This window comes from Pseudomonas sp. B611 (genome assembly GCF_055407965.1).
In genome coordinates this window covers 391,681-413,029 of record NZ_JBUZST010000001.1, presented here as the reverse complement: position 1 = coordinate 413,029, position 21,349 = coordinate 391,681, and the positions used below count along the sequence as shown (strand labels likewise).

At 61.2% G+C, this 21,349-nt stretch carries 21 protein-coding genes; 7 read left to right on the top strand and 14 right to left on the bottom strand.

The features are described from left to right. Positions 1-39: 39 nt before the first annotated feature. The 8 genes from pdxJ to lptF form a co-directional block, all read right to left on the bottom strand. Positions 40-783 carry a pyridoxine 5'-phosphate synthase gene (gene pdxJ, locus ACZRMO_RS01985; protein WP_463971720.1) on the bottom strand — a complete coding sequence of 248 codons (744 nt, stop codon included), beginning with the start codon at positions 781-783 and terminating at the stop codon, positions 40-42. Positions 784-834: 51 nt separating this feature from the next. Further along, on the bottom strand, positions 835-1,518 hold the full coding sequence (gene recO, locus ACZRMO_RS01980) for a DNA repair protein RecO (RefSeq protein ID WP_463971719.1): 684 nt from the start codon (positions 1,516-1,518) through the stop codon (positions 835-837). Positions 1,519-1,713: 195 nt separating this feature from the next. Then, entirely contained in the window at positions 1,714-2,616 is a 903-nt protein-coding gene (gene era, locus ACZRMO_RS01975) for a GTPase Era (protein ID WP_028618988.1), read from the bottom strand. After that, the gene (rnc, locus tag ACZRMO_RS01970; protein WP_026136456.1) at positions 2,609-3,298 is read right to left on the bottom strand and encodes a ribonuclease III; all 690 of its coding nucleotides are present in this window, start codon (positions 3,296-3,298) and stop codon (positions 2,609-2,611) included. The genes era and rnc overlap by 8 nt, the downstream gene beginning before the upstream one ends. A 147-nt stretch (positions 3,299-3,445) precedes the next feature. After that, complete coding sequence (gene lepB / locus ACZRMO_RS01965; protein WP_463971718.1) at positions 3,446-4,297, bottom strand: signal peptidase I; 852 nt, start codon at positions 4,295-4,297, stop codon at positions 3,446-3,448. Between the two features lie 5 nt (positions 4,298-4,302). Beyond that, entirely contained in the window at positions 4,303-6,102 is a 1,800-nt protein-coding gene (lepA, locus tag ACZRMO_RS01960) for a translation elongation factor 4 (protein WP_003210439.1), read from the bottom strand. Positions 6,103-6,253: 151 nt separating this feature from the next. After that, positions 6,254-7,333 carry an LPS export ABC transporter permease LptG gene (gene lptG / locus ACZRMO_RS01955; protein WP_207039939.1) on the bottom strand — a complete coding sequence of 360 codons (1,080 nt, stop codon included), beginning with the start codon at positions 7,331-7,333 and terminating at the stop codon, positions 6,254-6,256. Further along, positions 7,326-8,444 (bottom strand): LPS export ABC transporter permease LptF, encoded by a 1,119-nt coding sequence (lptF, locus tag ACZRMO_RS01950; RefSeq protein ID WP_017734285.1) that lies wholly within the window; start codon positions 8,442-8,444, stop codon positions 7,326-7,328. Before lptF ends, lptG begins: the two co-directional genes overlap by 8 nt. A gap of 283 nt (positions 8,445-8,727) precedes the next feature. Between lptF and ACZRMO_RS01945 the strand changes: the two genes are divergently transcribed. The 5 genes from ACZRMO_RS01945 (at position 8,728) to rlmF (ending at position 15,385) form a co-directional block, all read left to right on the top strand. After that, positions 8,728-10,218, top strand: coding sequence for a leucyl aminopeptidase (locus ACZRMO_RS01945; protein WP_124527338.1), 1,491 nt, complete (start codon positions 8,728-8,730; stop codon positions 10,216-10,218). 55 nt (positions 10,219-10,273) lie between these two features. Next, on the top strand, positions 10,274-10,702 hold the full coding sequence (locus ACZRMO_RS01940; RefSeq protein WP_463971717.1) for a DNA polymerase III subunit chi: 429 nt from the start codon (positions 10,274-10,276) through the stop codon (positions 10,700-10,702). 7 nt (positions 10,703-10,709) lie between these two features. Then, positions 10,710-11,087, top strand: a complete 378-nt coding sequence (locus tag ACZRMO_RS01935) for a DNA polymerase III subunit chi (protein WP_463971716.1) — start codon at positions 10,710-10,712, stop codon at positions 11,085-11,087. A gap of 213 nt (positions 11,088-11,300) precedes the next feature. After that, positions 11,301-14,147: a valine--tRNA ligase gene (locus ACZRMO_RS01930; RefSeq protein ID WP_124527342.1), complete on the top strand. Its 2,847-nt coding sequence runs from the start codon at positions 11,301-11,303 to the stop codon at positions 14,145-14,147. 218 nt (positions 14,148-14,365) lie between these two features. Continuing rightward, the gene (rlmF, locus tag ACZRMO_RS01925; protein ID WP_463971715.1) at positions 14,366-15,385 is read left to right on the top strand and encodes a 23S rRNA (adenine(1618)-N(6))-methyltransferase RlmF; all 1,020 of its coding nucleotides are present in this window, start codon (positions 14,366-14,368) and stop codon (positions 15,383-15,385) included. Between the two features lie 64 nt (positions 15,386-15,449). Here rlmF and ACZRMO_RS01920 read toward each other — a convergent pair whose 3' ends face one another. Continuing rightward, positions 15,450-15,731, bottom strand: coding sequence for an HU family DNA-binding protein (locus ACZRMO_RS01920; protein ID WP_003188840.1), 282 nt, complete (start codon positions 15,729-15,731; stop codon positions 15,450-15,452). 395 nt (positions 15,732-16,126) lie between these two features. Between ACZRMO_RS01920 and yejK the strand changes: the two genes are divergently transcribed. Both yejK and ACZRMO_RS01910 read left to right on the top strand, forming a co-directional pair. Next, positions 16,127-17,131 (top strand): nucleoid-associated protein YejK, encoded by a 1,005-nt coding sequence (gene yejK, locus ACZRMO_RS01915; RefSeq protein WP_003171997.1) that lies wholly within the window; start codon positions 16,127-16,129, stop codon positions 17,129-17,131. Further along, positions 17,131-17,481, top strand: coding sequence for a glutaredoxin family protein (locus tag ACZRMO_RS01910; protein WP_463971714.1), 351 nt, complete (start codon positions 17,131-17,133; stop codon positions 17,479-17,481). The genes yejK and ACZRMO_RS01910 overlap by 1 nt, the downstream gene beginning before the upstream one ends. Here ACZRMO_RS01910 and ACZRMO_RS01905 read toward each other — a convergent pair whose 3' ends face one another. Genes ACZRMO_RS01905 through ACZRMO_RS01885 form a run of 5 tightly spaced genes read right to left on the bottom strand, consistent with a single transcriptional unit; the run spans position 17,482 to position 21,244 of the window. Continuing rightward, positions 17,482-18,459 carry a FecR family protein gene (locus ACZRMO_RS01905; protein WP_463971713.1) on the bottom strand — a complete coding sequence of 326 codons (978 nt, stop codon included), beginning with the start codon at positions 18,457-18,459 and terminating at the stop codon, positions 17,482-17,484. Then, positions 18,456-19,034, bottom strand: coding sequence for an RNA polymerase sigma factor (locus ACZRMO_RS01900; RefSeq protein WP_124527346.1), 579 nt, complete (start codon positions 19,032-19,034; stop codon positions 18,456-18,458). Before ACZRMO_RS01900 ends, ACZRMO_RS01905 begins: the two co-directional genes overlap by 4 nt. A 9-nt stretch (positions 19,035-19,043) precedes the next feature. After that, positions 19,044-19,370, bottom strand: coding sequence for a DUF3325 domain-containing protein (locus ACZRMO_RS01895; protein WP_463971712.1), 327 nt, complete (start codon positions 19,368-19,370; stop codon positions 19,044-19,046). Next, on the bottom strand, positions 19,371-20,945 hold the full coding sequence (locus ACZRMO_RS01890) for a PepSY-associated TM helix domain-containing protein (RefSeq protein ID WP_463971711.1): 1,575 nt from the start codon (positions 20,943-20,945) through the stop codon (positions 19,371-19,373). After that, the gene (locus ACZRMO_RS01885) at positions 20,942-21,244 is read right to left on the bottom strand and encodes a DUF3649 domain-containing protein (RefSeq protein WP_124527349.1); all 303 of its coding nucleotides are present in this window, start codon (positions 21,242-21,244) and stop codon (positions 20,942-20,944) included. Before ACZRMO_RS01885 ends, ACZRMO_RS01890 begins: the two co-directional genes overlap by 4 nt. Positions 21,245-21,349: the final 105 nt, after the last annotated feature.

Below are 21,349 nucleotides of genomic sequence, written 5' to 3'. Positions count from 1 at the left end.
ACATTTTTTGATCTTCAGTGGCCTTTAGACGGTGTTAGGTCAGGCCTTGGCCGCAGCCAGGATCAGAGCTTTCATCTCGGCCACGGCACCTTTGAAGCCGACGAACAGCGCATGGGCCACCAGCGCATGGCCGATGTTCAGCTCATTGATGCCCTTGATCGCCGCCACGGCTTCAACGTTGTGGTAATGCAGGCCGTGACCGGCGTTGACGATAAGGCCTTCGCGCAGGCCAACCGCGACACCGTCGATGATGCGTTGCAGCTCATCGGCCACTTCGGTCGGGGTGGTGGCGTCGGCATAACGCCCGGTGTGCAACTCAATGGCCGGTGCACCGACGCGGCGCGAGGCTTCGATCTGGCGCTCATCGGCGTCGATGAACAGCGAGACTTCGCTGCCGATCTGCGACAGGCGATCCACCGCGGCCTTGATCCGCGCTTCCTGGCCAGCGACATCCAAGCCGCCTTCGGTGGTGAGTTCCTGGCGGGTTTCCGGTACCAGGCAGATGTGCGCCGGGCGGATGCGTTCAGCGAACTGCATCATCTCTTCGGTCACGCCCATCTCGAAGTTCATGCGGGTTTGCAGCACATCCTTGAGCACCAGCACATCACGCTCCTGGATGTGGCGGCGGTCTTCGCGCAGGTGCACGGTGATGCCGTCGGCGCCTGCTTCTTCGGCGTCCAGCGCGGCCTTGACCGGATCAGGGTAACGGGTGCCCCGGGCCTGGCGCAGGGTAGCGACGTGGTCGATATTGACGCCAAGAAGAATGCGATTGCTGCTGGTCACGGAAGCGCTCCTGAAAAGGGAAAGAAACGCTGCACAGCATACACGGGGTTGTCAGGGCTTTCGAAACAACTCGCGACTGACCAGCGGCCGTCCGCCCAAGTGCACAGCCAGGGCTTGGCGCATCAGGCGCTTGGCGGCGGATAAAGCGCCCGGCGCGCTCCAGTCGGCTTCGCTCATGGCCAGCAGCTCGGTGCCCTGGAACAGGCCCGGTTGCAGCAGGTAGACACGCTCCAGGCCGGCGTCCACTTGCAGGCGGTACATGCCGTCGGCGGCGATGGGGTCGCCGTGCAGGTCGTTGACCAGTTCGAAGCCGTAGCCCAGATCGTCGAGCAGGCGCCATTCGAAGGCGCGCAGCAAGGGCTCCAACGGGCGACCTTCGGCGAGGGCAAGCAACGTGGCGGCATAGTGATCGAAGACAGCGGGATGGGGATCTTCGGCAGGGAGCAGGCGAATCAGCAGTTCGTTGAGATAGAGGCCGCTGAACAGCGCTTCGCCATTGAGCCAGGCGGAGGTGCCGACGCTTTCCAGGCGGCCGACGTTTTTCAACTCGCCCTTGCCGCGGAACTCCACGTCCAACGCCACGAACGGCCTTGCCTGCGTGCCCGCCTTGCCCCGCGCGCTGCGCAACACTGCACGCAGGCGGCCTTGGGGCGTGAGGAAGTCCACCAGGGCGCTGGTCTCGCGGTAGGCGCGGCTGTGCAAGACGTAGGCGGGTTGGCTGAGGGGCTGGGACATGAGACGGGAAATCTCTAAAGAGGAAGAGCGCTTCTGTGGCGAGGGAGCTTGCTCCCGCTGGGCTGCAAAGCAGCCCCTCTATCAGCCACCGAGTTTTATCTGAAAAAACTCAGTGGTTTTGTTGGGGCCGCTGCGCGGCCCAGCGGGAGCAAGCTCCCTCGCCACAGCAAGCCCGCCAACCGTCAAGCGGTGTTCTTACAGGTCGCCGTAGCCCAGGGAGCGCAATGCACGCTCATCATCGGACCAACCACCCTTAACCTTCACCCACAGGTTAAGCATGATCTTGGAATCAAACAGCAGTTCCATGTCCTTGCGCGCCTCGGTGCCGATGCGCTTGATGCGCTCGCCCTTGTCGCCAATGATGATTTTCTTCTGGCCGTCACGTTCGACGAGGATCAGCGCATGGATATGCAAGGTTTTCCCCTGCTGCTTGAACTCTTCGATCTCGACGGTGATCTGGTACGGCAGCTCGGCGCCCATCTGGCGCATGATTTTCTCGCGCACCAGTTCGGCGGCCAGGAAACGGCTGCTGCGGTCGGTGATCTGGTCTTCCGGGAAGAAGTGCTCGTTCTCCGGCAGGTGCTCGGCGATCACGCGCTCCAGGGCTTCCAGGTTGTGACCGTGCTGGGCGGAGATCGGGATGATCTGCGCGTTCGGCAGTTGTTCCTGCAGCCAGCTCAGGTGCGGCATCAGCTCGGCTTTGTCTTCGATACGGTCGGTCTTGTTCAACGCGACGATCAACGGGCCGGTGACGTACTGCACACGCTCAAGGACCATCTGGTCTTCGTCGGTCCACTTGGTGCGGTCGACCACGAAGATCACCACGTCGACGTCTTTCAACGCCGCCGAAGCGGTCTTGTTCATGTAGCGGTTGAGGGCTTTCTCGCCACCTTTGTGCATGCCCGGGGTATCGACGTAGACCGCTTGCACGTTGCCTTCGGTCTTGATGCCCAGCATGTTGTGGCGGGTGGTCTGCGGCTTGCGCGAGGTGATCGCGAGCTTCTGGCCGAGGATGTGGTTCAGCAGCGTGGACTTGCCCACGTTCGGGCGGCCGACGATGGCAACATAGCCACAGCGTGTTGCGGTTGAATCAGTCATGGCCATTCTCCACGCCCAGGGCAATCAGTGCTGCAGCGGCCGCTACCTGTTCGGCAATACGACGGCTCACACCCTGACCTCGGCTTTTTTCGTTCAGTAAGGTGATTTCACATTCCACGAAGAACACGCGGCAATGGGGCTCACCCTGGATATCCACCACTTCGTAGCGTGGCAGTTCGCAACCACGAGACTGCAGGAATTCCTGCAGGCGGGTCTTGGGATCTTTGTTGGTATCGACCAGCGTGAGGCTTTCGATCTCGGAGGTCAGCCACGCGGTAACGCGTTCCTTGGCTGCTTCCATGCCTGCATCGAGGTAGATCGCACCGATCAGCGCTTCAAGGGCATCGGCAAGGATCGACTCACGGCGGAAACCGCCGCTCTTCAGCTCGCCAGAGCCCAGGCGCAGGTACTCGCCCAGGCCGAAACCACGGGCCAGCACGGCCAGGGTCTCGCCCTTCACCAAGCGTGCGCGCAGGCGCGACAGCTGGCCTTCACGGGCTTGCGGGAAGCGCTCGAACAGCGCCTCGCCGGCGACGAAATTGAGGATGGCGTCACCGAGGAATTCCAGGCGTTCGTTGTTACGCCCTGCAAAGCTGCGGTGTGTGAGGGCAAGGACCATCAATTCCTGGTCCTTGAAGGTGTAGCCGAGCAGACGCTCGAGACGTGCTAGAGAAACGGTCACGGTTTACCCATATCTGTGTGGTGGCACCGGCGGCCATCGACGATTGACGCAGTGTTCAAATTCAAATCCTGGTTGGTGCAGCATGGGGCCGGAATTTGTCCAAGCCCCAGAAAAGCATTCGGCGCTGTGTTCACAGCGCCGCCTGTATTACTTGATCAGCCCGACTCGCGAGAAGTTCGGCAAGTGGCTGAGCTTGGACTCCGGCCAACTCATCCAGACCGCGAAGGCCTTGCCGACGATATTCTCGTCGGGAACCATGCCCAGCATGTCCTTGGGAATGTTGGGATCGTTCCAATAGCGGCTGTCATTGGAGTTGTCACGGTTGTCGCCCATCATGAAGTAATGCCCTGCAGGCACTTTCCACTCGCCATCAGGCTGGCGGTAGCGCGACATTTCCTTGCGGATCTCGTGCTCCACCGCGCCGAGTTTCTCCTGGTACAGCTCGGCGCTGCCCAGGGAATTCGGCTCGGAACCGATCAGCTTCTCAGCCACCGATTCACCGTTGATGAGCAGGCGCTTGTCACCGGTGTAGCGGATCACGTCGCCCGGCAGGCCGATCACACGCTTGATGTAGTTGACGTTCGGGTCGCTCGGGAAGCGGAACACCATCACATCGCCGCGTTGCGGGTCGCCGACTTCAATGACCTTCTTGTCGATCACCGGCAGGCGAATGCCGTAGGCAAACTTGTTCACCAGGATGAAGTCGCCCACGTCCAGGGTAGGTTTCATCGACCCCGAAGGGATCTGAAACGGCTCCACCAGGAACGAGCGCAGCACCAGCACGATGAACAACACCGGGAAGAACGACTTGCCGTATTCAACCAGCAGAGGCTCTTTGTTCAGCTTCTCGACCACCACGGCATCGGGCTGGCTGACGCTGCCCTGATAGGACGCGATAGCCGCCCGCCGACGCGGGGCGAAGAACACCAGATCGAGCAACGCCAGGAGACCACAGACGGCAACGGCGATGACCAGCAACAGCGGGAAATTTAGCGACATAGGACCTAACTATCCAACCTGAGCACCGCAAGGAAGGCTTCTTGTGGAATTTCCACGTTGCCCACTTGCTTCATGCGTTTTTTACCGGCCTTTTGCTTCTCAAGCAGCTTGCGCTTACGGCTTACGTCACCGCCGTAGCATTTGGCCAGTACGTTCTTTCTGAGAGCCTTGACGGAGGTCCGTGCAATGATCTGCCCGCCAATGGCGGCCTGGATCGCGACGTCGAACATCTGGCGCGGAATCAGTTCTTTCATCTTCTCGGTCAACTGGCGACCTTTGTAGTGCGCGTTGTCCTTGTGCACGATGAGTGCCAGGGCATCAACCTTGTCGCCGTTGATCAGCACATCCAGTTTCACCAGATTAGCCGATTGGTAACGGTCGAAATGGTAATCCAGCGAAGCATAGCCGCGACTGGTGGATTTGAGACGGTCGAAGAAGTCCAGGACCACTTCGTTCATCGGCAGATCGTAGGTCACTTGCACCTGGGTACCGAGGAACAGCATGTCGTGCTGCACGCCACGCTTTTCGATACACAGGGTGATCACGTTGCCCAGGTGCTCTTGTGGCACGAGGATGTTGGCCCGCACGATCGGCTCGCGCATGTCTTCGATGGAAGACAGGTCTGGCAGCTTGGACGGGTTGTCGACGTAAATCGTTTCACCGGTTTTCAACGCCAGCTCAAAAATAACCGTTGGCGCGGTGGTGATCAGGTCCAGGTCGTATTCGCGCTCCAGGCGCTCCTGGATGATCTCCATGTGCAGCATGCCGAGGAACCCGCAACGGAAGCCGAAGCCCAGGGCGTCGGAGCTTTCCGGGGTGTACTGCAACGACGAGTCGTTGAGGGTCAGCTTCTGCAGGGCTTCGCGGAAGTCTTCGAAGTCGTCGGAGCTGACCGGGAACAGGCCGGCGTAAACCTGCGGCTGGATGCGTTTGAAGCCCGGCAGCACGTCAACGTCAGGGGTGGAGCTCAAGGTCAGGGTGTCACCTACCGGTGCACCGTGGATGTCCTTGATACCGGCAATGATGAAGCCCACTTCACCGGCTTTCAGATCGGTGGTCGCGGTGTGCTTCGGGTTGAATACACCAACGCTGTCCACCAGGTGGATCTTGCCGGTGGATTTGACCAGGATCTTGTCGCCTTTCTTCACGCGGCCGTGGCGCACGCGGACCAGGGACACAACGCCCAGGTAGTTGTCGAACCAGGAGTCGATGATCAACGCTTGCAGCGGATCTTCGTAGTTGCCGGTCGGCGCGGGAATGGTCTTGACCAGGCGTTCGAGCACTTCGTCGACACCCAGGCCGGTCTTGGCGCTGCACTCGACGGCGTCGGTGGCGTCAATGCCGATGATTTTTTCGATTTCTTCTTTGACGCGGTCTGGATCGGCCTGTGGCAGGTCGATCTTGTTCAGCACCGGCATCACTTCCAGGCCTTGCTCGATCGCGGTGTAGCAGTTGGCGACGGACTGGGCTTCAACGCCCTGGCCCGCGTCGACTACCAGCAAGGCGCCTTCGCAGGCGGCCAGCGAGCGGCTGACTTCGTAGGTGAAGTCAACGTGGCCGGGGGTGTCAATGAAGTTCAACTGGTACTTGATACCGTCTTTGGCGGTGTAGTACAGGGTAACGCTGTGGGCCTTGATGGTGATGCCGCGCTCACGCTCGAGGTCCATGGAGTCCAGGACCTGGGCTTCCATTTCACGCTCGGCAAGGCCACCGCACATTTGAATGAACCGGTCGGCCAGCGTCGACTTGCCATGGTCAATGTGGGCGATGATGGAGAAATTGCGGATATGACTCAAATCACTCACGGATCAACACTCAAAAAGGCTGCAGGCAGATTGCCCGCTGAAAAATAGCCGGGAATTGTACCTGATGCTCTGCCCGGGCGTCATCTTTGCTGACCAGAACAAAAATGCCCCGATCTCTCGACCGGGGCATTTTTTGAACATAAGCGCCGTATCAGCCGGCTCGGCGCAACAGCCAGAACCCGGCCACGGCACAGATCGCGGTCGGCACCAGCACCGCAAACAGCGGCGAGAAACCGAACACCAGGCTCGACGGACCGAGCAGGTCCTGGGCGATGCGGAAGGTGAAACCCACCAATACGCCGGTAAACACGCGCTGGCCGAGGGTCACGGAGCGCAATGGGCCGAAGATGAACGAAATCGCCATCAGCACCAAAGCCGCGGTCACGACCGGCTGCAACACCTTGACCCAAAACGCCAGCCAGTAACGACCGTTGTTCAGGCCCTGCTCCTTCAAGTAGTGGATGTAGCTCCACAGCCCGGAGATCGGCAGACTTTCGGGGATCATTACCACGGTATTGAGCAGTTCCGGCTTGAGGGCGATGTCCCACGCCTCAGTCGGTGCGTTGATCACTTCGGTGCTGGACTTGGTGCCTTGGCCCGCGTTGCGGAAATACGTCGTGGTGATGTCGGTCAGTTCCCACTTCTCGGCGCTGTACTGCGCACGTTTGGCGAAACTGGACGACAGCAGGTGGCGCTCCTTGTCGAACGTGTAGCGCGTCACACCAATCAACAGGCCGCCGGGTTGCACGGCGTTGATGTGGATGAACTCGTCACCCTGGCGGTGCCACAGGCCATGCTTGGAGCTTTGTGCATCCCCCGAACCCTGGGCCAGGGCGCGGTTGGCCTGGGCCGTGGTTTCGGCCGGTGGCGCGACGTACTCGCCGATCAGCACGCTGCACAGCATCAGCAGCAGCATCGGTTTCATCACGGCCCAGACGATGCGGCCGATGGAAACGCCGGCGGCACGCATGATGGTCAGTTCGCTGTTGCTGGCCAGGCTGCCCAGGCCGATCAGGCAACCGATCAGCGCGGCCATCGGCATCATGTCGTAGAGACGGCGCGGCGCGGTGAGCGCCACGTAGCTCAGTACGTCCCACACGGTGTAGGTGTCGGTGACGTTGCCGACTTCATCGATAAAGGCGAACAACGAGGCCAGGCCCAGGATGATGCCCAATACCGCCAGGATGGCGATCAGTACGCTGCTACCAATGTAGCGATCGAGCTTAGCCACGAGCCAACTCCTTCTGGCCACGACGGCTCAACATTTTCAGACGGATAGGTTCCCAGTAGAGCAGCCCGAGGCCGATCACCAGGAAGATCCCGTGAACCCACCACAGGCCCAGGGTTGGCGACAGCTTGCCCTTCTCCAGGGAGCCACGGGCGGAAATCAGGATGGTCAGGTACGCCATGTACAGCAGGATCGCCGGCAACAGCTTGAGGAAACGGCCCTGGCGCGGGTTGACCCGCGACAGCGGCACGGCCATCAGGGTCACGATAAACACCAGCAGCGGCAGGGAAATCCGCCATTGCAGCTCGGCAATGGAACGCAGTTCCTTGCTGCCAAGCAGCTCGGTGGTCGGAATGGCATCACGGTCGGTGACTTCGTCGCTGACGTCCGGGCGCGCCAGCAGCACGCCGTAGGTGTCGTACTTGATCGCACGGTAATCGGCCATGCCGGGGCTGCCGTCATAGCGGTAGCCGTTTTCCAGGATCAGGTAGCGGCTGCCGTCCGGGCGTATTTCCTGGCGACCGGAATCGGCCACCAACACAGAGATGCCACGGTCTTTCTTGTCCTGGCCCAGGCGCTTCTCGGAGATGAACACCCCGCCGAGGTTGGCGCGGTCTTCGGTCATGGTTTCGGTGTAGGTGACCCGCGTGCCGTCATTGAGCGCCTGGAAGCGGCCCGGTTCGAGGGTATCGAACTCGGTCATGGCGTCCTGCTTGTTCAGCACCAACTGGAACTGCATGGCCCCTTGCGGCGCCAGGCTCAGGCTCAGCCAGGCGACGATCAGCGCCACACCGGCGGCCGGGATCATGGTCATGCCCAGCAGGCGTTGCTGGCTCATGCCGGTGGCCGAGAGCACGGTCATTTCGCTTTCGAGGTACAGGCGGCCATAAGCCAGCAAGATCCCGAGGAACAGGCCCAGGGGCAGGATCAGCTGCAGGAACCCCGGCAGGCGAAAGCCCATGATCAGGAACAGCGACCCTGGGTCCAGGGCGCCGGAAGCAGCCTGGGCCAGGTATTTGACGAAACGACCACTCATGATGATGACCAGCAATACCGCACTCACGGCACTCAGGGTCAACAGGACTTCGCGGGACAGATAACGGAAGACGATCAAACCAGACACTCCAGGGTTGTCAGGCTAAGGCGGCCAAACAAGCAAGCATACCGAGTCGACCTGTTTGCACAGGCCGGCTAAAAAGATGGCGCATTATCCTGTGATTGGCCGCGCCTGTCACGGAGCATGCTCATCGAGGGGGACAAAGCTTGCGCCAAGGGTTGTCAGGCTCCGCCGCCGAGGTTCAAACTGCGGCCTTTGTCGCTGGCGGTTTACACAGCTGCCAAGCATTAAAGCCTGCGTACAGACGCAAGGCTCTCAGACCTTGATAAGGGACCCGAAAATGGAATTGGTTGTAAAAAGCGTTAGCCCCGAAACGTTGAAAACCGCCACCCTCGTGGTCGCCATCGGCGAAGGCCGCAAACTCGGCGTTGCCGCCAAGCAACTCGACGAACTGAGCGGCGGCGCCATCAGCGCCATCCTCAAGCGCGGCGACCTGGCCGGCAAAGTCGGCCAGAGCCTGCTGCTGCAAAGCCTGCCAAACCTCAAGGCCGACCGCGTATTGCTGGTGGGCGTGGGCAAGGACGCCGAACTGGGCGACCGCCCGTTCCGCAAGATCATCAGCGGCATCCTCACCACCCTCAAGGGCCTGGGCGGCAGCGATGCCACGCTGGCGCTGGATGAAGTCGTGGTCAAGGGCCGCGACAGCTACGGCAAGACCCGCCTGCTGGCCGAGAGCCTGGTGGACGGCGGCTATATCTTCGACGAGTTCAAGAGCACCAAGGCCGAACCCCGCGCCCTGAAGAAAATCACCCTGCTGACCATCAAGGCCGCCCAGGCTGAAGTGCAGCGCGCCGTGACCCACGCCACCGCCATCGCCAACGGCATGTCGTTTACCCGCGACCTGGGCAACCTGCCGCCGAACATCTGCCACCCGACCTTCCTCGGCGAACAAGCCAAAGCGCTGGGTAAAGAATTCAAGGGCCTGAAAGTCGAAGTCCTCGATGAGAAGAAGATCAAGGAACTGGGCATGGGCTCGTTCTATGCCGTGGGCCAGGGCAGCGACCAGCCGCCACGCCTGATCGTGATGCAATACAACGGCGGCAAAAAGGCCGACAAGCCGTACGCCCTGGTCGGTAAAGGCATCACCTTCGACACCGGCGGCATCAGCCTCAAGCCGGGCGCCGGCATGGATGAAATGAAATACGACATGGGCGGCGCCGCCAGTGTGTTCGGCACCCTGCGTGCCGTGCTGGAGCTCAAGCTGCCGATCAACCTGGTGTGCATCCTGGCCTGTGCCGAGAACATGCCAAGCGGCGGCGCGGCGCGTCCGGGCGACATCGTCACCACCATGAGCGGCCAGACCGTCGAGATCCTCAACACCGACGCCGAAGGCCGCCTGGTGCTGTGCGATGCCCTGACCTACGCCGAGCGCTTCAAGCCGCAAGCCGTGATCGACATCGCCACCCTGACCGGCGCGTGCATCGTCGCCCTGGGCTCCCACACCTCGGGCCTGCTGGGCAACAACGACGAGTTGATCGAGCAACTGCTCAGCGCCGGCAAGGCCGCCGACGACCGCGCCTGGCAACTGCCGCTGTTCGACGAGTACCAGGAACAGCTGGACAGCCCGTTCGCCGACATCGCCAACATCGGCGGGCCGAAAGCCGGCACCATCACCGCAGCCTGTTTCCTGTCGCGTTTCGCCAAGAACTTCAACTGGGCGCACCTGGACATCGCCGGCACGGCCTGGACCAGCGGCGGCAAGGACAAGGGCGCCACTGGCCGTCCGGTTCCATTGTTGACCCAGTACCTGCTGGACCGCGCCAAAGCCTGAAAATGAGAACCCCAGGGCGGTTTTTATAAAGCCCCCCTGGGTTCCAGGAACCGCAATGACCCAAGTCGACTTCTATATATTGCCCAGCGCCGACCCGCTCGCGCGCCTGGACTTCGCCTGCAAACTCACCGAAAAAGCCTGGCGCATGGGCCACCGCATCTACCTGCATTGCAGCGATGCCGCCCAACGCGACGAGCTCGACGCCCGCCTGTGGCGCTTCAAGGGCGAAAGCTTCGTGCCCCACGGCCCTGCCGAATCTGAACCCGAAGGCCTGGTTGTGCTGGGTTTGGGCGACAGTTGCGGCGAGCACCATGACCTGCTGGTCAACCTCGACCTGAAAGTGCCGCCGTTCGCCAAGGCGTTTGCCCGCGTGGCAGAGGTGGTGGTGGAAGATCCGGCTATTCGTCAGGCCGCGCGGGAGAGTTTCCGTTTCTATCGCGAACAGGGCTATCCTTTGCAGGATCACCGGCTACAACGACTTTGAGTAAATGATGGACACTCCCAACCCTATAAAAAAAGACGACCACCTGCTGGACGACCTCGAGTCGATCCGCCAGTTGCTCGGTGATGATGATTTGCAACCGCCGCTGTTGACCGATTCGGTCGATCCAGAGGTACAGATTCCGCTGTTGTTCGACATGGTCGGCGCCAAGGCCGCTGCGCCGGAGCCGGTTGCCGACGCTGTAGAACCCGCCCCCGCCGAAAAAGGCCCGGACGCCCTGCTGCTGCACCTGGACAACGAACTGCGCGCCGCCGCGCAATTGATCATGCAAGACGTGATCGATGACTTCGCCCCGCATATCGAGACCGAGATCAAACGCCGGCTGGATGCGCGGATGGAGCGGTTGCTCAGCCAATACCAATCCTGAATTAAACACAGATCCCCTGTGGGAGCGGGCTTGCTCGCGAATGCGGTATGACAGTCAACACATACTTTGACTGATCCACCGCTTTCGCGAGCAAGCCCGCTCCCACATTTGTTCAGCGTACATTTCAAGCCAGTCTTCGCCTCGCCCTGCGCCCTATCCCCCGTTATACTTGCCGGCTTTCCTGAATAAATGCCAACTAGGGTCCCGCCGCGCATGGATAAGACCTACCAGCCGCACGCTATCGAAACTTCCTGGTACAACACCTGGGAATCCGAGAATTATTTCGCCCCGCAAGGCGCGGGCGATTCCTACACCATCATGATTCCGCCACCGAACGTCACTGGCAGCCTGCACATGGGCCATGGCTTCAACAATGCGATCATGGATGCGTTGATCCGTTTCCGCCGCATGCAGGGCCGCAACACCCTGTGGCAGCCAGGCACCGACCACGCCGGTATCGCCACGCAAATGCTGGTGGAACGCCAACTCGAAGCCACCGGCCAGAGCCGTCACGACCTGGGCCGCGAGAAATTCCTGGAAAAGATCTGGGAATGGAAAGACCAGTCCGGCGGCAATATCAGCCGTCAGATCCGTCGCCTGGGCTCGTCCGTAGACTGGAGCCGCGAGCGCTTCACCATGGACGACGGCCTGTCGGAAGCGGTGAAGGAAGCCTTCGTGCGCCTGCATGAAGACGGCCTGATCTACCGCGGCAAACGCCTGGTCAACTGGGACACCAAGCTGCACACGGCCATTTCCGACCTTGAAGTGGAAAACCACGACGAGAAAGGTTTCCTGTGGAACCTCAAGTATCCGCTGGCTGACGGCGCCAAGACCGCCGAGGGCAACGACTACCTGATCGTCGCCACCACCCGTCCGGAAACCATGCTCGGCGACGCCGCCGTGGCCGTGAACCCGAACGACGAGCGCTACCAGGCGCTGATCGGCAAGTTCGTCGAGCTGCCATTGGTCGGCCGCCGCATCCCGATCATCGCGGACGACTACTGCGACCCTGAATTCGGCACCGGCTGCGTGAAAATCACCCCGGCCCACGATTTCAACGACTACGAAGTCGGCAAGCGCCACAACCTGCCGCTGCTGAACATCTTCGACAAAAATGCTGCCGTGCTGCCAGCCTGCCAGGTGTTCAACCTGGACGGCACGCTGAACGAGAGCATCGACGGCAAGATCCCGGCCGAATACGCCGGCCTCGACCGTTTCGAAGCGCGCAAGCAGATCGTTGCGGCCTTCGACGCCGCCGGTTTGCTGGTGAGCGTGGACGACCACGGCCTGAAAGTGCCGAAGGGCGACCGCTCGGGCACCATCATCGAGCCGTGGTTGACCGACCAGTGGTACGTGTCCACCAAGCCGCTGGCCGAGCCTGCGATTGCTGCCGTGGAAGACGGCCGCATCCAGTTCGTGCCAAAACAGTACGAAAACATGTACTTCTCATGGATGCGCGACATCCAGGATTGGTGCATCAGCCGTCAGCTGTGGTGGGGCCACCGCATTCCGGCCTGGTACGACGAGTCGGGCAAGGTCTATGTGGGCCGCGACGAAGCCGAAGTGCGTGCCAAGCACAACCTCGGTGCCGACATTGCGCTGCAACAGGACAACGACGTACTGGACACCTGGTTCAGCTCGGGCCTGTGGACGTTCTCCACCCTGGGCTGGCCGCAGCAGACCGAATTCCTCAAGAAATTCCACTCCACCGACGTGCTGGTCACCGGTTTCGACATCATTTTCTTCTGGGTTGCCCGGATGATCATGCTGACCATGCACCTGGTGAAGAACGAGGACGGCACCCCGCAAGTACCGTTCAAGACCGTGTACGTACACGGCCTGGTGCGTGATGGCCAGGGCCAGAAGATGTCCAAGTCCAAGGGCAACGTCCTCGACCCACTGGACATCATCGACGGCATCGACCTGGAAACCCTGGTGCAGAAACGCACCTCGGGCCTGATGCAGCCGAAACTGGCGAAGAAGATCGAGAAGCAGACCCGCGACGAGTTCGCCGACGGCATCGCCAGCTACGGCACCGACGCCCTGCGCTTCACCTTCTGTTCGCTGGCGTCCACCGGTCGCGACATCAAGTTCGACATGGGCCGCGTCGAAGGCTATCGCAACTTCTGCAACAAGATATGGAATGCGGCGCGCTACGTGCTGGACAAAGGCGAAGACTGCGGCCAGAACGGCGAAGCCTACGAGCTGTCCCTGGCGGATCGCTGGATCATCTCGCAACTGCAACGCACCGAAGCCGAAGTGACCCGCCAACTCGACCAGTTCCGTTTCGACCTGGCGGCACAAGCCCTGTACGAGTTCATCTGGAACCAGTACTGCGACTGGTACCTGGAACTGTCCAAGCCAGTGCTGTGGGACGAAAACGCCCCGGTCGAGCGCCAGCGCGGCACCCGTCGCACCCTGGTGCGCGTGCTGGAAGTGGCGCTGCGCCTGGCACACCCGTTCATGCCGTTCATCACCGAAGAAATCTGGCAGCGCCTCGCGCCGCTGGCCGGTATCGAAGGCAAGACCATCATGCTGCAACCTTGGCCAGTGGCCAATGAAGCGCGTATCGATGAGGCGGCCGAAAGCGATATCGAATGGCTCAAGACCCTGATGCTTGGCACGCGCAACATCCGCGCCGAGATGAACATCGGCCCGGGCAAGCCACTGGCCGTGTTCGTCAAGAACGCCAGCGCTGAAGATCAACGTCGCCTTGCTGAGAACGATGCGCTGCTCAAGAAGCTGGCGAAGCTGGAGTCCATCACTGTACTGGCGGCCGACGCCGAAGCACCGCTGTCCGCCACTGCACTGGTCGGCGAGATGGAAGTGCTGGTGCCAATGGCTGGCCTGATCGATAAGGGCGCGGAACTGGCTCGCCTCGATAAGGAAATTGCACGCCTGCAAGGCGAAGTGCAGCGCGTGGGTGGCAAGCTGTCCAACGCGGCGTTCGTCGACAAGGCCCCGGCCGAAGTGATCGACAAGGAACGCGCCAAACTGGCCGAGGCCGAACAGGCCCTGGGCAAGCTGGCGGAGCAACATGCGCGGATTTCCAGCTTGTAAGCTGCAATCTGTGTAGAAAAGAGGCCTTCGGGCCTCTTTTTTTTGGCCTGACAACCCAATCAATGTGGGAGCGGGCTTGCTCTCGAATGCAGTGTGTCCGGCACTGCATCTGTTTCTGATGGACCGCATTCGCGAGCAAGCCCGCTCCCACATTTAACCGAGTTCACCCTGAGAATGTGTGACAATGCCCACCACTTTGAGCCAACACCAGAATCATCATGACCGCCCCCAGCACACCCAAGCCTCCGCGCAAGAAGCCTAAAACCGCCGCCACGGCCAAACCCGTCGCGCCGCGCAAAGAGGCCACGCTGCACCCGCGCAACCGCCACACAGGCCGTTACGATTTCCCGGCGCTGATCAAGACCACGCCGGAACTGGCGAAATTCGTGATCATCAACCCGTACGGCAAAGAGAGCATCGACTTCGCCAGCCCGGATGCGGTGCGCGTGTTCAACCGGGCGTTGCTCAAGTCCTTCTATGGCATCCAGCACTGGGACATCCCGGCCGACTACCTGTGCCCACCGGTACCGGGGCGTGCGGACTACGTGCACTTCCTCGCCGACCTGCTGGCCAGCGTCAATGACGGCAAGATCCCCCGTGGCTCCATCGTCAAGGTGCTGGACATCGGCATGGGCGCCAACTGCGTCTACCCGCTGATTGGCTACATGGAGTACCGCTGGAACTTCCTCGGCTCCGAGGTCGACCCGATCGCCGTGGCGGCAGCCAAGGCCATCGTGCAGTCCAACGACCTGAGCAAGGTCATCCAACTGCGCCAGCAGACCAACCCCAAGCAGATCCTGCTGGGCCTGTTGGAGCCGGGCGAGCGGTTTGACCTGACCATGTGCAACCCGCCGTTCCATGCGTCCATGGACGAAGCCACCAAAGGCAGCGAGCGCAAATGGCGCGCCTTGGGCAAGGCTGATCCCAAGCGTAAATTGCCGGTACTGAACTTCGGTGGCCAATCGGCTGAACTGTGGTGTGAAGGCGGCGAAGCGCGGTTTGTGACCCAGTTGATCGCCGAGAGCGCCCATTTTGCCCACAAGGTGTTGTGGTTCAGCTGCTTGGTGTCAAAAGCGTCAAACCTGCCCGCGATCGAGACAGCCCTGAAAAAGGCCGGCGTGCTGGAAAGCCAAGTGGTGGAAATGTCCCAGGGGCAGAAACAAAGCCGCTTTGTCGCCTGGACCTTCCAGACCAAGAACGAGCAGCAGATCTGGCGCCAGCGCTGGGTTCGCGACTGACAAATCGCAGGCAACAAAAAACCGTGCCCGGATCGCTCCGGAGCACGGTTTTTTTTGCTGCGTCTTACTTGTTAACAGCGTCGGTCAGGCCTTTGGCCACAACCAGCTTGATAACTTTCTTGGCAGCGATTTCGATGGCAGCGCCAGTCGAAGGGTTACGGCCAGTACGGGCAGGACGCTCGGTCACTTTCAGTTTGCCAACGCCTGGCAGAGTGATTTCGCCGCCGTTTTCCAGCTGATCAGCAACAACTTGGCTCAGTTGGTCCAGCAGAGCGCGCACGGTAGTTTTCGGTGCGTCTACGGCTTCAGCCAAGTCAGCGATCAGTTGGTCTTTAGTAATAGCCATTGTGGTGTTCCTTCCCTATCAAATTCATATGGATTGCAGAGTGCAGTGTCAGCCATCGAGCCCGACCGTCAAGGCCTGGCACCCCTGACCATAACCACGAAGTTCGGGGTTATAGATGCTTGAAACGGGGATTGGTTCGACCTGACAGATGCTGAATGCACGCTTAACGCCGAGACTTGGCGTAAGACCGGGCAAAACTAGCACAGAGACGGGGAAATATCCGCTTCTACCTACCCATTTGGTCAGCTTTATCGCTCTAAAGCGTGAAAAAAAGGAATATGCCCCGTCGGAGAGTGCCAAAACGGCCTTCGGAGCACGTCTTGCCCAATGGGTGCGGTACACTGGGCGACTTTTCGGGGAGGCCAACCGCTCCCCTTCAACCAGCCGAGAAGCCTATGCCGATCCGTCATTGCATCGTCCACCTGATCGACAAAAAACCCGACGGCACCCCCGCAGTTCTCCACGCCCGTGATTCGGAACTGTCCGAATCGGCCGCCATCGAGAACATGCTTGCCGACCTCAACGAGAGCTACAACGCCAAGCAAGGCAAGGCCTGGGGTTTCTTCCATGCCGAGTCCGGTGCGCACCCGTTCAGTGGCTGGTTGAAGGAATATTTCGACGGTGGCCAGGATTTCACCACCTTCAGCCGCACCGCCGTCGAGCATCTGCAAAAGCTGATGGAAGAGTCCAACCTCTCCACCGGCGGCCACGTGCTGTTTGCCCACTACCAACAAGGCATGACCGACTACCTGGCCATCGCCCTGCTGCACCACAGCGAAGGCGTGGCGGTGACCGACGAGCTGGACGTGACCCCGTCGCGCCACCTGGACCTCGGCCAATTGCACCTGGCGGCGCGCATCAACGTCTCCGAGTGGCAGAACAACAAGCAGTCCAAGCAGTACATCTCGTTCATCAAAGGCAAGAACGGCAAGAAGGTCTCGGAGTACTTCCGCGACTTTATCGGCTGCCAGGAAGGTGTCGACGGCCCGGGCGAGACCCGCACCCTGCTCAAGGCGTTCAGTGACTTCGTTGAAAGCGAAGACCTGCCGGACGAATCCGCCCGCGAAAAAACCAAGACCCTGGTGGACTACGCCAGCAGCCAGGCCAAGCTCGGCGAACCGATGGGCCTGGAAGAACTGTCGGGGTTGATCGATGAAGATCGGCCTAAGGCGTTCTATGACCACATCCGCAACAAGGACTACGGCCTGTCGCCGGAAATTCCCGCGGATAAGCGCACCCTCAACCAGTTCCGCCGCTTCACCGGCCGTGCCGAAGGCTTGTCCATCAGTTTTGAAGCGCACCTGCTGGGCGACAAGATCGAATACGACGAAGCCGCTGGCACCTTGATCATCAAGGGCCTGCCGACTCAACTGACCGACCAGCTCAAGCGCCGCAACTGATGCTCGGCGGGGTCTTTAAAAAAGTCCTGCTGGTGTTGCTGGTCGTGGTGGTGATCCAGAACTGGGGCAAGATCGAGCGGGTGTTCAACCCGTCGCAGGTGGTTTCGGAGCAAACCCGGGCTTCGGCGCGGGTGGTGCTCTATTCCACCGAGTGGTGCGGGTACTGCAAGCAGATCCGCCGCTTCCTCGATCAGAAGGGCATTCCGTATCAGGCGTTCGATATCGACAAGGACGCCCAGGCGCGCAAGGCGTATGAGGCGTTGGGCGGCGGCGGGATTCCGTTTGTGGATGTGAACGGCACGTTGATCCGGGAATTCAGCCCGGAAAAAATCACGGCGGCGCTGAAGTAATCAGCGCACCACGATCATCCGCCCCAGCACGTGATGCTGTTCAAACCCCAGCACCGCCTGCAACGCATTCAACACCGCCTGCGGGTCTTTGCTCGGGAAGCTGCCACTGACGCGCTTGGCGCCCATCTCTTCGTTGAGCAGCAGGATGCGGCCCGGGTAGTAACGCTCCAGGTCATTGACCACATCGGCCAATGGCGCCTTGTAATAGTTGAGCCAACCGTCGCGCCAGGCCAGGCGCGATTCGCTGTCCACCGGGTGCATGGCATCGGCCACACCCTCGGCGTAGGCCACTTGCTGCCCGGCGGTAAGAATCTGCTGCTGGCCCTGTTTGGACGGCGTCACGCCGACCCGACCCGACAACACCGTCACCTGTGCGCCCGCAGGTTGCAGGCGCACTTCGAATTGTGTGCCCAGCACCCGCGCTTCACCGCTGCCGGCCTGCACCACAAAGGATTCTCCGGTGTGGGTCACGCTGAAAAAACCCGCGCCACGGCGCAGTTGGATATGCCGCTCGCCATGGCTGAAATCCACGGCAATCGCACTGTCGGCGTCGAGAGTGACTTGGGACTTGTCGGCCAGGGTGACCGTCTTCACCTCCCCCGGCGCGCTCACATAATCGGCGCCAAAGTCATCGACCCAGCGCGAGGGCTGCCAACCCGCACCCATGCACACCATCAACAGCAGGCACGCCGCCATCGCCAGGGCGCCAGACCAACGCACCGCCCGTGAGCGCCTGGAGGTATTCATCGCATTCAGGTAACCCTGCAACGCCAACGCCTCTTCGTCCGCGAGTTTCCGCGCAGGCACTTCACTCAATTCCCACAGCACCTGGGCCTGCGAATAGGCCTCGACGTGGGCCGGGGCGGCGCGCAGCCATCGGCTGAACGTGGCCTGGTCGCCGCTGCTGGGTTGGTCGTGCAACAGGCTCAGCCAGGCCAGAGCGGCGTGTTCCTGGTCAGGCGTGGGGGTGCGGTTCACGGTGCTTTCCCTGGCGTGCGTGGGGGTGATGGCTCACGAAGGCTGGCTTTGCAGGCTTCGAGGGCACGCATCATATGTTTTTCCACGGCACTTTGGGACAGACCCATGGCCTTGGCGATCTCCGCGTACTTGCGGCCGTGGATGCGGTTGAGCAGGAAAATCTGCCGGGTGCGCTCCGGCAAGCTGCGCAACGCAGCTTCGACGTGACGCAAATCATTGCCCGCCTCCAACGCCGCCTGGGGTTCGGACCCCTGATTGTCTTGCTGTTCCGGCAGCCAACCCTCGCTGCTGCGCACCCGCGCGCCTTCGCTGCGCAAGTGATCGATGGCGATATTGCCGGCACAACGCAGCAGGTAGGTGCTGAGCTCTTCGACCTGCACCAGCGGGCGACGCCAGAAGCGCAGGAACAAGTCCTGCACCAGGTCGGCGGCCGTGGCCCGGCAGCCTACGCGCCGATTGACCAGGGCTTCCATCTGCGAACGCTGCGAGAGAAACACCTGTAGGAAATGCGCACGCCCACCCGCTGATTCAGCGCGCTGGCTGTCCTCGGACTCCGGTGGGGTGCTGATCATCATGGGCGGTGCTCAGAGGGTGGCGAAAGCAGCGACGGGGCTGGCCAGTAGGCCAACACCCGCCAGGATCAAGGCCAACCTTGGTCGATAGGGCAACAGCAACACCAGCAGCAACGCGCTGAGCATCAGCACGGCGCACCAGTCCACCAAGCCACGGCTCCAACCGCCGAGCGCCACGGCTGGCCAGATCGACAGCACCAGCAGCAACCACCCCGCTACGCGCAAACCCAGGCGCCGACGGGGCGACGGCTTGCTGTGCAGCAGCTCACCGTGGTGACGGTCAGTGGACAGGCACAGCGCAGTAAACCCTGCGTAGCACATCAAGAGCGCGAGCAGCATTCAGTTCGTCTCCTGCTTGAGGGTCAACGGCCGCGCGCGTTCAGCCTTGGCTTGCGGTGCCACGCGGTGCTGCATCTTCCAGGCTGCCCAGGCGAGAAACACGCCGCTCGCCAGGCAGGTCAGGTCGAAGCCGGCCATGGCCCAGTCGCCCGTCGCCAATGAAACGCCCAGGTGGTGCGAGGTGGTCAGCGCGTTGAGCAACGGAATCACGGCAAACAACAGCGCGCCGAAACCCAATTGCTCGACCCAGCCCTGGCGGCCACGGCGCAGAATCGCGTGCAGCAAGCTCAAGCCCCAGGCAATAAAGAAGGTTTGCACTTCCCAGTCCGAGCGCTCGGCGAAGTTCACCGGCAACAGGCGGTTGGCCCAGAAAAACGCGGCAATGGCGATCATCAGCCCGGACATGCTGGCGATGTTCAGCACTTCCACCAGGCGCAGTTCAAACGGCATCACGCCGCTCTTGGCATGCTTGAGCTGGCGCTTGCCAAGCCAGATCACCAGCCCGGTGCCGATCATCGCCGTGCCCGCCAGGCCGCAGATAAAGTACAGCCAGCGCAGCACCGGGCCGGCGAAATGGCCCATGTGCAGGCCATAGAAACTGCCACCGATAATCGCCGGCAGCGATTGCCCGTCACTGCTGCGCAGCAGTTCGCCAGTGGTGCCGTTGAACGACACGATGCTGTTGAATTCATGCACCACGCTGTCGGAACTGGCGCGAAACACATTGACCGAAGCATTCACATCACTGGGGTTGTTCACCCCCAGCCGGCCTACGTGGCCACCGTCCCACTGCGCCCGCGCCTGTTCGTACATCGGCAACAGCGGCAGCAATTGGCCCGGTTGCCCCAGCGCCGGCGCGTTATTAGTGGCAGGGAACACTTCGTTGAAAAAGGCGCGAGTATCGCCGCTGTAAGAGGCGAGGATCGGCGCTGGCATCACCATGCTCATGAAAATCACCAGGCTGCTGTAGGTGATCATCAAATGGAACGGCAACACCAGCACGCCCACCGCGTTATGCCCGTCGAGCCAGGAGCGCTGGCCTTTGCGGGGGCGGAAGGTGAAGAAGTCCTTGAAGATTTTCTTGTGGGTGATGATCCCGGTGATCAACGCGACAAACATCACCATCGCGGCGATGGTGGACAGCCAGCGGCCCCAGGGGTGAGGCATTTGCAGTTGGAAGTGGAAGCGATAGAAGAAGTCGCCGCCCATGCTTTCGCGGGCCTGCACGTCCTGGCCGGTGACCGGGTCGAGGGTTTTCTGCATGAAGTTGCCGCGCCGGCCAGGGTCGAGCTTGTCTTGCCACATCACCGACAAGGCCGGGTCGCGCTCGTCCGGCAGGTTGATAAACCAGCGCGCGGCCTTCGGCGCCGTTTGTTGCAGATAGGTTTGCGCCACGTTCAGGCTGCGTGCGTTGTCCAGTGGATAGGCCTGCACTTCGGGCTGCATCCAGTGGCTGATTTCTTCCTTGAAATACGCCAAGGTGCCCGTCAGGAAAATCGCAAACAACAGCCAGCCAAAGATCAGCCCGCTCCAGGTGTGCAACCAGGCCATGGCCTGGCGAAAGCCCTCTTTCATGTGCGCACCATCCACAAGCCCACACCCGCCAGGGTGGCAAACGCCGCGCTCGGCAACATCACGCCAAACCAGGCACGCCAGGCCGTACGGCACGCAAAGCACCAGAGCACCGCCAGCAGATAGAACACAAACGAACTCATCATCCCGGTGATCACCGCGTCGGCGCGGGACGTGGGCAGCCACAGCGCCAGGCAGATGGCGGCCAGGGAGGCCATCAGATAGCCGCCGACCACAGCTGCAAGCACCCGTGATGTCACGGCAAGACGGTAAGCGACGGGAAGTGAGGTTTTGCTTTTCATGCAGGAGGCGCCAGGTTCATCAGCGCGCAATATTAATGATAAATATTCTCATAAGCAAAACAGAACGGATGAAACACCGCTGCTGGCGGATTGCCGAACCGTATC